Genomic DNA, 13,805 nt, shown 5'->3' on the forward strand with positions numbered 1-13,805 from the left:
CACCAGCCTCGTACCCGCCTTCCGCACCGCTGCGCGGTTCTTACGGGGTGCGGACCGGCCGGAACCGGTCCGTGGCCGCCAGCACCGCCTCCGTCGTGGCATCGCCCGACAGCCCGTGCCCCTCCTCGCCGATCAGCACGAGCTCCGCGTCCGGCCACACCTGGGCCAGCCGCCATGCGACGTCCGGAGGACCGCTGATGTCCATGCGCCCGTGGATCATCACGCCGGGGATGCCGGCGAGCTTCCCGGCGTCGCGCAACAGCGCCCCGTCCTCCAGGAAGCCGGCGTGCCGCCAGTAGTGCGTGACGAGGCGGGCGAAGCGCAGCCGGAAGTCCGGGTCCGCGTAACGGGGATCGGGCTTGTGCCCGGCGTGCGTGGACACGTGCACGTCCTCCCACCGGCACCACTCCCGCGCGGCCCGCTCCCGTACGGCCGGATCGGGATCGGCGAGCATCCGGGCGTACGCCTCCACCAGGCTGCCCTCGCGCTCCCCCTCGGGGACGGCGTCGCGGAACCGGGACCATTCCTCGGGGAAGATCCGGCCCATGTCCCGGGTGACCCACTCCACCTCGCGGCGGGTGGTGTTGGTGACGCTGAAGAGGACCAGTTCGGACACGCGTCCCGGGTGCCGCTCGGCGTAGGCCAGCGCGAGCGTCACGCCCCAGGAGCCGCCGACGACGAGCCATTCCCCGATGCCGAGGTGCCGCCGCAGCATCTCGATGTCGGCGATCAGGTGGGGTGTGGTGTTGGCGTCGAGTGAGGTCCGCGGATCGGCGGCATCGGGTGTGCTGCGCCCACATCCGCGCTGGTCGAAGAGCACGATGCGGTACACCGCCGGGTCGAACAGCCGGCGCCAGAACGGCCCCGCCCCGGACCCGGGCCCGCCGTGGAGGACGAGGGCGGGCTTGCCCTCCGGATTCCCGCAACTCTCCCAGTAGACGCGGTTGTCGTCGCCGACGTCGAGCATGCCGTGCGCGTACGGCTCGGCAGGTGGATAGAGCCCGGCCATGAGTGACTCGCTCTCCTCTACCCTCGGCAGGTATAACAGCGCTGTTAGATTAGCAGCGTGAACAGTGCGAGGAATCACCCGGATCCAGTGGCCGTGGGCACTTTGCTCCGCCACGTCCTGGAGCTCCTGGACGGTGACGTGGCCAAGGTCTACGAGGAGCAGGGGCTCCCCGAGTACCGGCCCCGCTTCTCCCCGGTCGTGCGGGTGCTCCTGGCCGAAGGCCCGCTGTCGGTGCGCGACTTGGCCGCGGCAGTGGGCGTCACGCACTCGGCAGCGAGTCAGACGGCGGCGCAGATGGCTCGCGCGGGCCTGGTCACCCACACCCCCGACCCGCTGGACGCCCGCCGCCGCATGGTCGGCCTCACACCGAAGGCCCGTGCCCTGCTGCCGCAGATCGAGGCGGAGTGGGAGGCCACGGTGGCGGCGATGGCGGAGTTGGACGCGGAGCTTTCGATGCCGCTGGGGGAGGTGCTGAGGGAGGTGGCGGAGGCGGTGCGGCGGCGGCCGTTCCGGGAACGGGTCGCGGCGGCGTACCGGCCTCCAAGGGGCGGCCCGAAGCCGTGACCTGGGGGTGGGCGAGCCCGCAGACAGGCCGTACCGTGCCTGCCCTGCTCGCGCGATGGCGCTGCCGGGATCCTCGGCTCCGATTTCCCCAACCTCCGCTATCGGTACGTGGACCAGCTCCACGCCCTGGAACGGCCGGACCTCGGAGACGACTGGTGGCGGGCGGTGTGCCGCGACAACGCGGCAGGGACGTTCGTGCCTTGAGGGCCTCTGCCTCTGAACTCACCCTTGCCTGCGCCTGTGCCTGTGCCTGTGCCTGTGCCTGATCGGCCGGAGTCACCGAGGACAACGCGGCCCGCTGGGATTCGGCCGGGAGCACGCAGAACCCGTTGCCCTCCGGGGCTCCCGGCGGTGGCGTACGACCCCTTCGCGACCGGCACGGACCGCATCGTGACAGCGGCTCCGCTCGGGCAGATCCCGCCACTGCGCCCCGGTCCTGAGCCGTAAAGTCCTGATCCGGCGTGTTCGGGCCGCCGAGAACGCCCCACCCCCAGCCATCGGCCCTGCGGCGAGCACCGACCGAGGATGCGCCGGGGCTCGGCAACTGCTTGGAGGCCGCCCGCGGGAGTCCCATCGTGGCCCGGGCTCATGCCCGAACCGCCGGCACCCCCGAGCTCTCCCGCCGCACCAACCGCGTAGGCACCAGCGTCGTACCGTGCTCCTGCCCGTCCTGCCGCATCTTGCTCAGAACACCCTCCACACACAGTCGCCCCACCTCGGCGAAGTCCTGGTGGATGGTGGTGAGGGGCGGGAGGAAGGACGCGGACTCGGGGATGTCGTCGAAGCCGACGACGCTGATGTCGCCGGGGACGCGCAGGCCGCGTTCGTGCAGGGCCCGGAGCAGGCCCAGGGCCATCTGGTCGTTGGCCGTGAACACCGCCGTGCAGTCCGGCTCGTCGGCGAGGAGCAGACCCGCCCGGTAGCCGGACTCGGCCGACCAGTCGCCGCGGACCAGGGGCGGCGGGGTCCGGCCCGCCTCGGTGAGGGTGGTGCGCCAGGCGTTGGCGCGGCGCTGGGCGGCGAAGGAGCCCTCCGGGCCCGCCAGGTGCCACACCGTGTCGTGGCCGAGGTCCAGGAGGTGCCGTACGGCGTCACGGGCGCCGCCCGCCTGGTCGGTGTCGACGACGGTGTAGCGGTCACCGGCGTCGGAATCGGCCACCACGACCTGCACCCCGGGCGGCAGCGAGACCGTCGCCGCGTCGAGCAGGTGGATCTCCATGATGACGATGACGGCGTCCACGGCGAGTTCGCCCAGCCGGGAGAAGGCGCCGTTCACCTCGTCCTGGGTGGGGACGGCCACGGGCAGCAGTGTGACGGCGTAACCGTGCTCGGCGGCGGAGGTGGCGATGGCCTCCAGGGTGCGGATGTTGCCCATGGTGGAGAGCGAGAAGGTGATCACGCCGAGGGTGCGGAACTCGCCCCGGCGCAGCGCCCGGGCCGCGCTGTTGGGCCGGTAGCCCAGCTCCCGCATGGCTGCCAGGACCTGCGCCCGGGTGTCCTCGCTGACGCCCGGGAAGCCGTTCGAGACGCGGGAGACCGTCTGGGACGAGACCCCCGCGAGCTGCGCGACGTCCGCCATGGACGCGCCCTGACGGGGCCGGGTCGCGCGTCTTCTCGTCCGGCTCGTGCCGCTCGACTCGCTCTCGCCGTCCACTGTGCCCACATTCCCCTCCCTACGCGACCGGCGCGCAAGTTTCGGTCCGGGCCGAGTCCTTGACCCCTGAGATTCGGACAGTGTAGACATCCCGCCAGTGGATGTTTACGTAAACATTGCCTAGTCGAAACCGTACGAGAAGCCGACGAATCCGTACCAGTCGCACCACGCAGGCCCCGATCTCTGCGTCCGCCGGCACGCGCGGCACGCAGAAGAGCTGGAGTACTCGAGATGGCACACCGCACCCGCAAGAGAAGGCTCCTCGGGGCCATCGGCGTCACCTTGGCGACCGGAGCCGTCCTGGCCACCGCCACCCTGCCCGCCGCGCACGCCGAGACGACGGCCGCCGAGGCCGCCGCGGCCGGGGTCACCGTCCGGCCCGACCCCTCGTACTCGGGGGAGAAGTTCCAAGGCTGGGGCACCAGCCTGGTCTGGTTCGCCAACGCCACCGGCGACTACCCGCCCGCGATCCGCGAGAAGCTCTACAAGCTCCTCTTCGGCGACGAGGGCCTCGCCCTGAACATCGCCCGCTACAACATCGGCGGCGGCAACGCCCCCGACGTCAAGGACTACCTGCGGGCCGGCGGCGCGGTCGAGGGCTGGTGGAAGGCACCGGCGGGCACCACCCGCGAGGACGTCGACTGGTGGGACGCGGACGACCCGGCCGACTGGAACAAGAACGCGGACAAGACGCAGCGCTGGTGGGTCGACCGCATCAAGAAGGACATCACCCACTGGGAGACCTTCAGCAACTCCCCGCCCTGGTTCATGACCGAGAGCGGCTACGTCTCCGGCAACTTCGACGCCGGCAAGGACCAGCTGAAGACCGACTCCGTCGACGACTTCGCCGAGTACCTGGTGGGCGCGACCGAGCGGCTGGAGAAGGCGCACGGCATCAAGGTCGACACGCTGGACCCGTTCAACGAGCCGAACACGAACTACTGGGGCACCAAGCTCGGCCCGGACGGTCAGCCGGTCGGCGGCCGTCAGGAGGGCGCCCACATCGGCCCCGAGCTCCAGCAGAAGGTGATCCGTGCCCTGGCCCCGGTCCTGAAGAAGTCCCGCTCGCACGCGGAGATATCCGCGATGGACGAGACGAACCCGGGCACGTTCGCGACGAACTGGAACTCCTACCCCCAGGAGGTCCGCGACCTCGTCCGCCAGATGAACGTCCACACCTACGGCACCGGACAGCGCACGACCGTCCGCGACCTGGCCAAGGCCGCCGACAAGCCGCTGTGGATGAGCGAGGTCGAGGGCGACTGGGGCGACGGCCAGAGCTTCACGGACATGCGGCCCGGCCTGGGCCTGGCCCAGCGCATCGTGGACGACCTGCGCGAACTGGAGCCCAAGGCCTGGGTGTTCTGGCAGCCCGTCGAGGACTACGACAACATGAAGCCGGGCGGGGAGTCCGCCAAGGGCGGCAACTGGGGCGAGATCCAGCTCCCCTTCAGCTGCACCAAGAAGGACACCCTGAAGTCCTGCCCGATCTACACCAACACCAAGTTCGACACGGCCCGCAACTTCACGCACTTCATCAAGCCCGGCGACCGGCTGATCAAGACGGACGACACGTCCAGCACCGCGGCGGTCTCCCGCAAGGGCGACGCGGCGACCGTGGTCCACGTCAACAGCGCCACCGAGGCGCGCGAGGTCACGCTCGACCTGTCGAAGTTCGGCCGGGTCTCCTCCCGCGCCACGGTCACCCCCGTGGTGACCAGCGCCGACGGCAAGCTGAAGAAGCAGAAGGCCGTCCGGGTCACCGGCAAGCAGGCCACGCTCACCGTGCCCGCCCAGTCGGTGACGTCCTTCCTCGTCAAGGGCGTCTCCGGGGTGGCGAAGGACGCGGCCGAACTGCGCAAGGGCCACACCTACCGCCTGACGGGCGTCCAGAGCGGCAAGGACCTCACCATCGCCGGCAATGGCACGGGCCTGGTCATCAGGACCCCGAACGCCTCCGACCCCAGCGGCCGGCAGTGGCGGGTGGAGCAGGTGCGCGGTGACGGCAACCGCAAGCGCCATGTCCTCACCGAGACCGGCACGGACAAGCGCCTGGCCATCCGTGACGGCGCCCTGATCGCCGAACCCGACGAGGGCCGCCGCGACGCCGCCGCGCAGTGGATCGCGTCCTCGACCGGCGACGGCACGTGGACGCTCGTGAACGCGGCGACCGGTCAGCTCCCGGACGTCGGGGGCCAGTCCACGAACGACGGGGCTTCCGTCGGCGTCTGGCAGCCGAACTCCGGGGCCAACCAGCGCTGGAAGGTGACCGAGGTGACGGGCGGCTGACCCTCGCCCGGCGTCCGGCCCACGACGCCCCCGGCTTCCGCACCCGGCAGGGGTGCGGAAGCCGGGGGCGTCGTACGTCACCATCCGGCCCCCTGGCTCACCGCCGCCGGTGGCCGGTCCGCCCGACCACGGGCGAGCGCCGCGTCGACTCCGGCGACCTGCCGTCGGCACCCTCAGGGAGCCGTCCGCCGCCCGGCCCGGCACCTCGTTCGCCGGGCCTGGCCGCGGTCCCGGACGGCTGACCGCCGCTGACGTCGAACGGGGGAGGACACGGCGCAGTGGCCGGCGCCGAACAGGGCGGAGACGGTGCTGCGGCCGGCGCCGAACTCTTAAGGACCCGTCGCGTGGATCACGTCGCAGACGACAGGCCCTGGGACCGGCAGGCCGGTTCAGCGGCGGCGGCCCCGGGGCGGCCTGCTCCGTCGTCCGTTCGGAGCGGAACCCGTCCGCGCGGGCGGCTGCTCGGCGGCCGGCGGGGCGATGACGACGGGCACGCCCGAGGGCTCCTGCGCCCCGGTGATGCGGCTCAGCTCGGGCTCACCCGAGCGGACGCGGGTGACCTGCGGGGTGATGCCGGCGTCGGCCATCAGCCGGGTCATCTCGCGGCGCTGGTGGGGCAGGACCAGCGTGACGACGGTGCCGGACTCGCCGGCGCGGGCGGTACGGCCGCCGCGGTGCAGGTAGTCCTTGTGGTCACCGGGCGGGTCCACGTTGACGACCAGGTCGAGGTTGTCGACGTGGATGCCGCGGGCGGCGACGTTGGTGGCCACCAGGACCGAGACCTGACCGTCCTTGAAGCGGGCCAGGGTCTTGGTCCGCTGGGACTGGGACTTCCCGCCGTGCAGCGCCATGGCGCGCACGCCGACCGCCAGCAGCTTCTTGGCCAGCCGGTCGGCTGCGTGCTTGGTGTCCAGGAACATGATCACGCGTCCGTCGCGGGCGGCGATCCGCGTCGTGGTGGCGTGCTTGTCCGCGTCCTCCACGTGCAGCAGGTGGTGCTCCATCGTGGTGACCGCGCCCGCGGAGGGGTCGACGGAGTGCACCACCGGGTCGTGCAGGTAGGTGCGGACCAGCCGGTCGACGTTGCGGTCCAGGGTGGCGGAGAACAGCATCCGCTGTCCGCCCGGCCGCACCTGGTCCAGGAGTGCGGTGACCTGCGGCATGAAGCCCATGTCGGTCATCTGGTCGGCCTCGTCGAGGACGGTGACGCCGACGTGGTCGAGGCGGCAGTCCCCCCGGTCTATGAGGTCCTTGAGGCGGCCCGGCGTCGCGACGACGACCTCGGCACCGGTGCGCAGGGCGTTCGCCTGCCGGCCGATCGGCAAGCCGCCGACCACCGTGGCCAGCCGCAGCCGCAGCGCGCGGGCGAACGGGGCGAGGGCGTCGGTGACCTGCTGGGCCAGTTCCCGCGTGGGCACGAGGACGAGGGCCAAGGGCTGCCGGGCCTCCGCCCGCTGCCCGTCGACGCGGGCCAGCAGGGCGAGCCCGAAGGCGAGCGTCTTGCCCGAGCCGGTGCGCCCGCGGCCCAGGACGTCCCGGCCGGCCAGCGAGTTCGGCAGCGTCGCCGCCTGGATCGGGAACGGCGCGGTCAGGCCCTCGGCGGTCAGCGCGGCCAGCAGCCGCTCGGGCAGGTCGAGTTCGGCGAACGCCTCGACGGCCGGCAGCGCCGGGGTGACGGTGACGGGCGGTGCGAACTCCTGGCTGGGAGCGGTACGGCGCCCGCCGCGGCCGCCGCCGGCCGGACGGGACGCAGTGCCCCCGCCGCCCGACTTCCGGGACCGGACCTGGTTGTTACGGGAGTGGGGGGAGCCGTTGCTCCTGCGAGCTGTGCGGTCCATGGGGAACCTTCCTCGATGCGGCACGCGTCGAGGAATACGCGGCGGCGCGAGAGCCGCAGGATTCGCAAGAGTTGAGCCGGAGAAGAGCAAAACGAGCCGAGGCCCGCACCGCGAGGGTGCGGGCCCCGGTCAGGGCATTCGCGTACGCGTCAGGCGGGAACGATGTTCTCGGCCTGCGGGCCCTTCTGGCCCTGCGTGACGTCGAAGGTAACCTTCTGGCCTTCCTGAAGCTCGCGGAAGCCAGAGGTGGCGATGTTCGAGTAGTGGGCGAAGACGTCCGGGCCGCCACCCTCCTGCTCGATGAAGCCGAAGCCCTTTTCCGCGTTGAACCACTTCACGGTGCCAGTTGCCATGTGTATCTCCCTTGAGGGGCAGTACCCGAGACCTGCACTTTGCCGACTCGGGGTCGCTGAAATGATCACCCTCCGGAGAGATTCGAAAATCCTCGGAAACAAAAAGAGTGCTCGTCGACGGAGGCCGATAGAGCACTCGAAGTCTTTGGGAACCAAAACTGCAACACCAGCCAAGGTAGCACAGGCCGGCTCGGATGGCTCGGGAATCTCGTACCGGATGTGGATCAGGTCTCCCGTCCGTACTGGGTTCCGAGTACCGACGGGGTGTCGGAAGGGGCACGACGACGGGACGGCCCGCTCCCGGACAGGCTCGGCAGACGTTCTCCGGCGACGGTGGTCCGTCGCCCCGGCCAGGGCGGCCGTCCTGGTCACCGTGGGCCCGGGCTCCCGCAAGGCCCGGGAGCTCGACCGAGGGAGGAGCTCTTCCCCGGAGCCCCGGCCGCCGGCGCGACGGCCGGGGTCGTCTTCGTCGCGCCGGGTGGCGAAGCTCACGGCCGCCGGGCACCGGAAGTCCATCGAGAAGGCCGTGGCGGGGCTCGGCGACGGTACGCAGGCGCCGGGCCGCCTACGGCCTGCCGTAGGTCGCCACCATGATGTTCTCGGCGGTCCTGCTCATGTCCTTGCCCTTGGCGTCGGTGGAGTTGACGCTGTAGACGAGGGTGCGGGAGCCGCCGCGGGTGGAGGCGATGGCGGCGTTGTACCCCCAGCGCCCGCCCGTCTTGCCCCACACCTCGCGTCCGCCCAGCACCTTCATGGACAGGCCGACGGCGTAGGCGGCCGGCTTTCCGCTCCTGAAGGCGCTCACCCCGGGCAGCGTGAACATCTCCTCCAGCAGCGGCCCGCGCACGATCCGTCCCCGGAACAGGGCGCCGGTGAAGCGCTCCAGGTCCGCGGTGGTGGAGATGATGTCCCCGGCCGCCCATGCGTCCGTCGCCCCCCACACGGAGACGTCCCGGAGCCCGGTCGTGCCGTCGTCGAGCCGCATGGTCTGGTAGCCGTGGTTGTGCGGCCCGGTGATGCGCGGGTTCGTCCCCGGGAAGGAGGTGTTCCGCAGCCCCAGCGGCCCGAGCACCCGCCGGGCAACCTGACGCTCGTAGGAGTCATGGGTGACGCGCTCGATGAGCAGGCCCGCGACGGTGTAGCCGATGTTGAGGTAGTGCTGCCGCTCGCCGGGCGCGAACTCGGGCTCCTTCGACGTCGCCGAGCGGACCATGTCCCGGGGGTCGTGGACGCGGAAGCGGTTCGCGTACCACTCCTCGACGGTGGTGCCGGGGAAGTCCGGGGCCGGGATGCCGTGCGTGTGGTTGAGGAGCTGCCGGACGGTGACGTCCTCGTACGACGCCGGGATCAGGTCCGGCAGATACGAGCGGGCGCTGCGGTCCAGGTCCAGCCGGCCCTCCTCGGCCAGTTGCAGCGCGACCGCGGCGGTGAAGACCTTGGTCACGGACCCGGCGCGGAAGCGGGCGGATGGATCCGCGGCCCGGCCGGTCCGCAGATCGTGCACCCCGGAACTGCCGTGCCAGACACCCTCCTCGCCGCCGACGCGGACGAGGGCGGCGGTGGCGTCGGCGTCGGGGAGGCCGGCGATCGCGGCTTCGAGGGCGGTGTCCGGGGACGGCGCGGCCGTCGATGTGGCCGGGGCGGAGGCGGCGGCCGGGAGCACGGACGGCCCCGCGGCGATCCCCACGACGAGTACGGCGGCGGTCAGCAGGCTGGTTCGGGTCTTCATGGCGAACTCCGGTGGGAGGGGCCGACGTTGAGTGACGGCTTCATCCTCCGCGGCGCAGCCGCCACGCGGATCGCCCGCACCGGTGGTCCCGGGACGTCACTTCCTCGCCGGTGCGGGGGAGAACCCGGAGCGGGAGCCTCCCCCGGGCGGGGGATCCCCGGCAGCGACCAGGCCGGTCTCGTAGGCGCAGATGACGGCCTGGATACGGTCCCTGAGGCCCAGCTTGGCGAGCACGTTGCCGACGTGCGTCTTGACGGTGTGGTCGCTGACCACCAGCTCGGCGGCGATCTCGGCGTTCGACAGACCTCGGGCGAGCAGCAGCAGCGTCTCGCGCTCCCGGGCGGTCAGCGCGTCCAGCAGGGGGTCGGGACGGCGGGACCGGGTGGCGGGCCGGGTGTACTGCTCCACCAGGCGCCGGGCAACGGAGGGTGCGAGCAGCGAGTCGCCCCGGGCGACGACCCGTACGGCGTGCACGAGGTCGTCCCGGCGGACGTCCTTGAGCAGGAAGCCGCTCGCGCCCGCGTGCAGCGCGTCGTACACGTACTCGTCGGAGTCGAAGGTCGTCAGCATCACCGTCCGGCAGTCGCCTGCCGCGCTGATCGCGCGGCAGGCCTCGATGCCGTCCGTGCGGGGCATGCGGATGTCGAGCAGCACCACGTCGGGCGCGTGCCGCCGCACCGCGTCGACGGCCTCGCCACCGTCGCCCGCCTCGGCGACGACGTCGATGTCCGGCTGCGCGTCCAGGATCATCGCGAAGCCGCTGCGCACGAGCTCCTGGTCGTCGGCGATCACGACACGGATCGTCACGCCCCCACCTCCGCCGTGGCGGACAGGGGAAGGCGCACCCGTACCTCGAAGCCGCGCCCGTCCGCCCCCGGCCCGGCGGCCGCGCTGCCCCCGTGGGCCGCGGCCCGCTCACGGATCCCGACGAGCCCGTGCCCGCCGCGGTGGGACACGGCGCGCGCCCCACGCCCGTCATCGGTCACGGCAACCTCCAACTCGTCCTTCAGGAAGGAAAGCCGGACTGTAACCGTATGCGCGTCCGCGTGCTTGACGACATTGGTCAGGGCCTCCTGCACCACCCGGAAGACGGTGACCCCGGCCTCGTCGGTCACCGGCCCGACCTCCCCCTCGGCCCGGTACACCACGTCGAGTCCGCTCCCGCGCACTCGGTCGAAAAGCTCCGGCAGCGCGGCGAGTCCGGGCTGCGGCGCACGGGGGGCGGTGCCGCCGGTGCCGTCACCGCCGTCCCGCAGCACCCCCAGCATGTGACGCAGCTGGGCCATGGCGTCCCGCCCGGTCGCGGAGATGGCGTCGAAGGCCGCCTCGGCCCGCTCGGGCGCGGCACGCACCGCCACCGGCCCGGCCTCGGCCTGGACGATCATCAGGCTCACGGCGTGGGAGAGGATGTCGTGCATCTCCCGTGCGATGCGCGCCCGTTCGCGTGCGGCGGCCTGTTCGGCCTCGACGCGGTGTGCCCGCTGCCGGGCGTCGGTCAGCCGCCCGAAGACGTAGGCGGCGGCGAAGACGAAGAGGGAGAAGGTCAGTTCACGCGCCGACCTGGTGTTGAGCCACACGCCCACCGGCACGGCGGCCATCAGCACCAGCCCGGTGAGGAGCCGCGCCGGCGGGCCCGACAGCGCGGCGACGGTGTAGGCGACCACCAGCCCCGTGTACGGCAGTGGTTGCCCGGGTCCGTCGACGGTCAGCCGGTACAGCGCGTTCGTGGCCAGCACCGCGAACAGCACGGCGAGCGGAGCGCGCCTGCGCCAGACCAGGGGCACGACGGTGAGCGTGCTCAGCCCGTACGCGGCCCAGGTCGCCGGTGGCAGCCCGGGCGCACGCGGTACGAGGAACGGCATGGTCATCGCGCCCTGGACGAGCAGCGCGACGCCGATGTCGACCAGGAGCGGATTGGCCGCCGCGAGGGCCCGCCCCCGCTCCCACCACCCGCGCAGCTCCCCGCGTATGCCCATGGCGACGTACGACCCCCGTCTCGTGCGGCCCGACTCCCGAGACCGAAACCGTAGCGGGGGCGGGCGGACCGGCATGGCGGGACGGTTCGCTTCCGGACTCCGGTCCCCGCTCCCCGGCCTCGCGGGGGAGTGCGGCCACAGCGGATAGGCTGAATGCCGTGGAGCTCCTGCACCTGCGCTACTTCCTCGCCGTCGCCCAAGAGCTGAACTTCTCCACCGCGGCCCGCAGACTGCACATGGCCGCCTCCCCGTTGAGCCGGCGGATCAAGGACCTCGAGAACGAGGTCGGGCACCGGCTGTTCGACCGGGACACCCATCATGTGCGGCTCACCCCGGCCGGCAGCGCGCTGCTGCCGATCGCGCGGGGGGTGCTGGAGCAGGTCGACTCCATCCGGTGGCGGCTGGACGAGACGGCCCGGCCGCGCAGGACCACCCTGCTGCTCGGCGTTCCCAGCGGCGTCCACCCCGATCTGCGGGAACGGATGGCGGCCCTCGCCGAGCGGGTCGGCGACCGGTTCGAGATCAAACGCTGGCCCGGCGGCACCGACCGGCTCGTCGACGCGGTGTGCGACGGCAGGCTGGCGCTGACCCTGGCCCGGCTCCCGGCCGGTGGCGACCCGGCGCTGGAGCAACTGCCGGTGATGTCGGAGCGGCTCGGCGCGGTCGTGCCCCGGGACCGGTTCGCGGGGCGGGAGTCCGTCGCCCTCGCGGAGCTGGCCGAACTCGCCTACGCGGGCTCCCCGACGGCGTCGACCAACGCCTACTTCCGCGGCCTCGACCAGCAGCTCGCCGAACTCGGCGTCCGCAAGCGCGTCGAACTGGGCAGCGCCACCTTCGAGGGGATTTCCGAGATAGTGTCGAGTGGTCTGGCCTTCTCTATTTCCATGCTGGATTCCCGAAGCCCCGTGCAGAATTACCGTCTGGACAATGTCGCGGTCCTTCCCTTCTCTGATTTCCATCCCCGCCTGGAGACCGGGCTGATCTGGCGCAAGGACCGGGCCAACGGCGGTGACCTGGAAGAAGTCGTGGCCGTAGCCCGCGAGGTGTTCGCCGAGCCGCTCCGCTCATAATCACCAGAAAATCTTCACACAAAGCGGTATGACCACAGCGGTCATACCGCTGTTCGTTATTCGGTCATTCCATTCGTTTCCCTTCGCCGACTTCCCGGACTAAATTAGTTTCCAGATACACGCACATGGCGAACCGAGGAGTGAAGAAAACCGATGACGGACATCACCGACACCGTCGCAGGCCCCCTGGAGGGCGTCCGCGTGATCGACCTCTCGACCGTGGTGATGGGCCCCTATGCCGCCCAGATCCTCGGCGACCTGGGCGCCGACGTGATCAAGATCGAGTCGCCGTCCGACACCGTGCGTACCGGCCACTACCGCACCACTCCCGGCATGACCCCGCTGAACCTCAACGTCAACCGCAACAAGCGCAGCGTCTCCCTCGACCTCAAGGACGACACCGACCGCGAGCGCGCCCTGCGGCTGATCGACACCGCCGACGTGCTGATCACCAACATGCGCCCCGGCGCCCTGCACCGCCTCGGCCTGTCCTACGACGACATCGCCGCCCGCAACCCCGGCCTCGTCTACGCGCACGCCCAGGGCTTCCGCAGCGACTCGGACCGGGCGGGCAACGCCGCCTACGACGAGACCGTGCAGGCCGCCTCCGGCCTGGTCGACATCGCCGACCGCGCGCTGGGCGAACCCGTCTACCTGCCGACCATCATCGGCGACAAGGTCTCCTCCCTGACCATCGCCTACAGCGTGCTGGCCGCCCTGCTGCACCGGAACAAGACCGGCCAGGGCCAGCTCGTCGAGATCCCGATGACGGACACCCTGATCGCGTTCAACCTGGTCGAGCACCTCGCGGGCCACACCCACGTGCCCGAGACGGGCCCCACCGGCTTCGCCCTGTCGATGCTCAAGGGCCACAAGGCGGTGCGCACCAAGGACGGCCTGGCCTGCGTCATGCCGTACAACCCGCGGAACTACCGGGACTTCCTCACCGCCGCCGGACGCCCGGACCTCGCCGAGGACCCGCGCGTCAACGGCGACGCCATCGACAGCGCCGACCACGAGGACCTGGCCGCGCTCCTGGAGATCTGCGCCCCCGCGCTGACCACCGAGGAGTGGGCGCAGGTGTGCGCCGAGCACAGCATCCCGATGGCCCCCGTGCTGGAACTCGACCGCGCCCACGAGGACCCCTACGTCCGCGACGGCCACCTGCTCGACACCGTCGAGCACCCGACCGAGGGCACGGTCCGCACCATCGGCATCCCGCTGCGCTTCTCCGCCACCCCCGGCTCGATCCGCCGCCTGGCGCCGGTCGCCGGCCAGGACACCGAGGAGGTCCTCGCCGAACTCGACGCCACCGCCCGCTGA

At 71.7% G+C, this 13,805-nt stretch carries 11 protein-coding genes; 4 read left to right on the forward strand and 7 right to left on the reverse strand.

Annotated elements, in window-relative coordinates; all coding sequences use genetic code 11:
* Window positions 1–40 precede the first annotated feature (40 nt).
* Window positions 41–1,009: a prolyl aminopeptidase gene (pip, locus tag ACIQHQ_RS18900; RefSeq protein ID WP_402613019.1), complete on the reverse strand. Its 969-nt coding sequence runs from the start codon at window positions 1,007–1,009 to the stop codon at window positions 41–43.
* A 93-nt stretch (window positions 1,010–1,102) separates the two neighbouring features.
* Between pip and ACIQHQ_RS18905 the strand changes: the two genes are divergently transcribed.
* On the forward strand, window positions 1,103–1,573 hold the full coding sequence (locus ACIQHQ_RS18905; protein WP_402613020.1) for a MarR family winged helix-turn-helix transcriptional regulator: 471 nt from the start codon (window positions 1,103–1,105) through the stop codon (window positions 1,571–1,573).
* A 586-nt stretch (window positions 1,574–2,159) separates the two neighbouring features.
* Here the strand turns inward: ACIQHQ_RS18905 and ACIQHQ_RS18910 are convergent.
* Window positions 2,160–3,152: a LacI family DNA-binding transcriptional regulator gene (locus ACIQHQ_RS18910; RefSeq protein WP_402613081.1), complete on the reverse strand. Its 993-nt coding sequence runs from the start codon at window positions 3,150–3,152 to the stop codon at window positions 2,160–2,162.
* Window positions 3,153–3,458: 306 nt separating this feature from the next.
* Here ACIQHQ_RS18910 and ACIQHQ_RS18915 point away from each other — a divergent pair, with 306 nt between their 5' ends.
* Window positions 3,459–5,516: a glycoside hydrolase gene (locus ACIQHQ_RS18915; protein WP_402613021.1), complete on the forward strand. Its 2,058-nt coding sequence runs from the start codon at window positions 3,459–3,461 to the stop codon at window positions 5,514–5,516.
* Between the two features lie 389 nt (window positions 5,517–5,905).
* On the opposite strand, the gene ACIQHQ_RS18920 is transcribed toward ACIQHQ_RS18915, so the two are convergent.
* The 5 genes from ACIQHQ_RS18920 to ACIQHQ_RS18940 all read right to left on the reverse strand — a co-directional run bounded on the left by ACIQHQ_RS18920 (window position 5,906) and on the right by ACIQHQ_RS18940 (window position 11,412).
* Window positions 5,906–7,354 carry a DEAD/DEAH box helicase gene (locus ACIQHQ_RS18920; protein ID WP_402613022.1) on the reverse strand — a complete coding sequence of 483 codons (1,449 nt, stop codon included), beginning with the start codon at window positions 7,352–7,354 and terminating at the stop codon, window positions 5,906–5,908.
* Window positions 7,355–7,503: 149 nt separating this feature from the next.
* A complete protein-coding gene (locus ACIQHQ_RS18925; RefSeq protein WP_030846597.1) occupies window positions 7,504–7,707 on the reverse strand; it encodes a cold-shock protein in 204 nt (67 codons plus the stop codon).
* A gap of 565 nt (window positions 7,708–8,272) precedes the next feature.
* Window positions 8,273–9,436: a serine hydrolase domain-containing protein gene (locus ACIQHQ_RS18930; RefSeq protein ID WP_402613023.1), complete on the reverse strand. Its 1,164-nt coding sequence runs from the start codon at window positions 9,434–9,436 to the stop codon at window positions 8,273–8,275.
* A 96-nt stretch (window positions 9,437–9,532) separates the two neighbouring features.
* Window positions 9,533–10,243: a response regulator gene (locus tag ACIQHQ_RS18935; RefSeq protein ID WP_402613024.1), complete on the reverse strand. Its 711-nt coding sequence runs from the start codon at window positions 10,241–10,243 to the stop codon at window positions 9,533–9,535.
* Complete coding sequence (locus ACIQHQ_RS18940; protein ID WP_402613025.1) at window positions 10,240–11,412, reverse strand: sensor histidine kinase; 1,173 nt, start codon at window positions 11,410–11,412, stop codon at window positions 10,240–10,242. The genes ACIQHQ_RS18935 and ACIQHQ_RS18940 overlap by 4 nt, the downstream gene beginning before the upstream one ends.
* Window positions 11,413–11,570: 158 nt before the next feature.
* Here ACIQHQ_RS18940 and ACIQHQ_RS18945 point away from each other — a divergent pair, with 158 nt between their 5' ends.
* Together ACIQHQ_RS18945 and ACIQHQ_RS18950 are read left to right on the forward strand one after the other, a co-directional pair.
* Window positions 11,571–12,482, forward strand: coding sequence for a LysR family transcriptional regulator (locus ACIQHQ_RS18945; protein WP_402613026.1), 912 nt, complete (start codon window positions 11,571–11,573; stop codon window positions 12,480–12,482).
* 153 nt (window positions 12,483–12,635) lie between these two features.
* Entirely contained in the window at window positions 12,636–13,805 is a 1,170-nt protein-coding gene (locus tag ACIQHQ_RS18950; protein ID WP_402613027.1) for a CaiB/BaiF CoA transferase family protein, read from the forward strand.

The sequence above is a fragment of the Streptomyces sp. NPDC092370 genome (genome assembly GCF_044755265.1).
Lineage (GTDB): Bacteria > Actinomycetota > Actinomycetes > Streptomycetales > Streptomycetaceae > Streptomyces.

Bases quoted from the DNA above. Each gene is read 5' to 3' on its own strand.
- ACIQHQ_RS18950 (WP_402613027.1), top strand. From the start codon at position 12,636: ATGACGGACATCACCGACACCGTCGCAGGCCCCCTGGAGGGCGTCCGC.
- ACIQHQ_RS18915 (WP_402613021.1), top strand. From the start codon at position 3,459: ATGGCACACCGCACCCGCAAGAGAAGGCTCCTCGGGGCCATCGGCGTC.
- ACIQHQ_RS18930 (WP_402613023.1), bottom strand. From the start codon at position 9,436: ATGAAGACCCGAACCAGCCTGCTGACCGCCGCCGTACTCGTCGTGGGG.
- ACIQHQ_RS18925 (WP_030846597.1), bottom strand. From the start codon at position 7,707: ATGGCAACTGGCACCGTGAAGTGGTTCAACGCGGAAAAGGGCTTCGGC.
- ACIQHQ_RS18940 (WP_402613025.1), bottom strand. From the start codon at position 11,412: ATGGGCATACGCGGGGAGCTGCGCGGGTGGTGGGAGCGGGGGCGGGCC.
- ACIQHQ_RS18920 (WP_402613022.1), bottom strand. From the start codon at position 7,354: ATGGACCGCACAGCTCGCAGGAGCAACGGCTCCCCCCACTCCCGTAAC.
- ACIQHQ_RS18910 (WP_402613081.1), bottom strand. From the start codon at position 3,152: ATGGCGGACGTCGCGCAGCTCGCGGGGGTCTCGTCCCAGACGGTCTCC.
- pip (WP_402613019.1), bottom strand. From the start codon at position 1,009: ATGGCCGGGCTCTATCCACCTGCCGAGCCGTACGCGCACGGCATGCTC.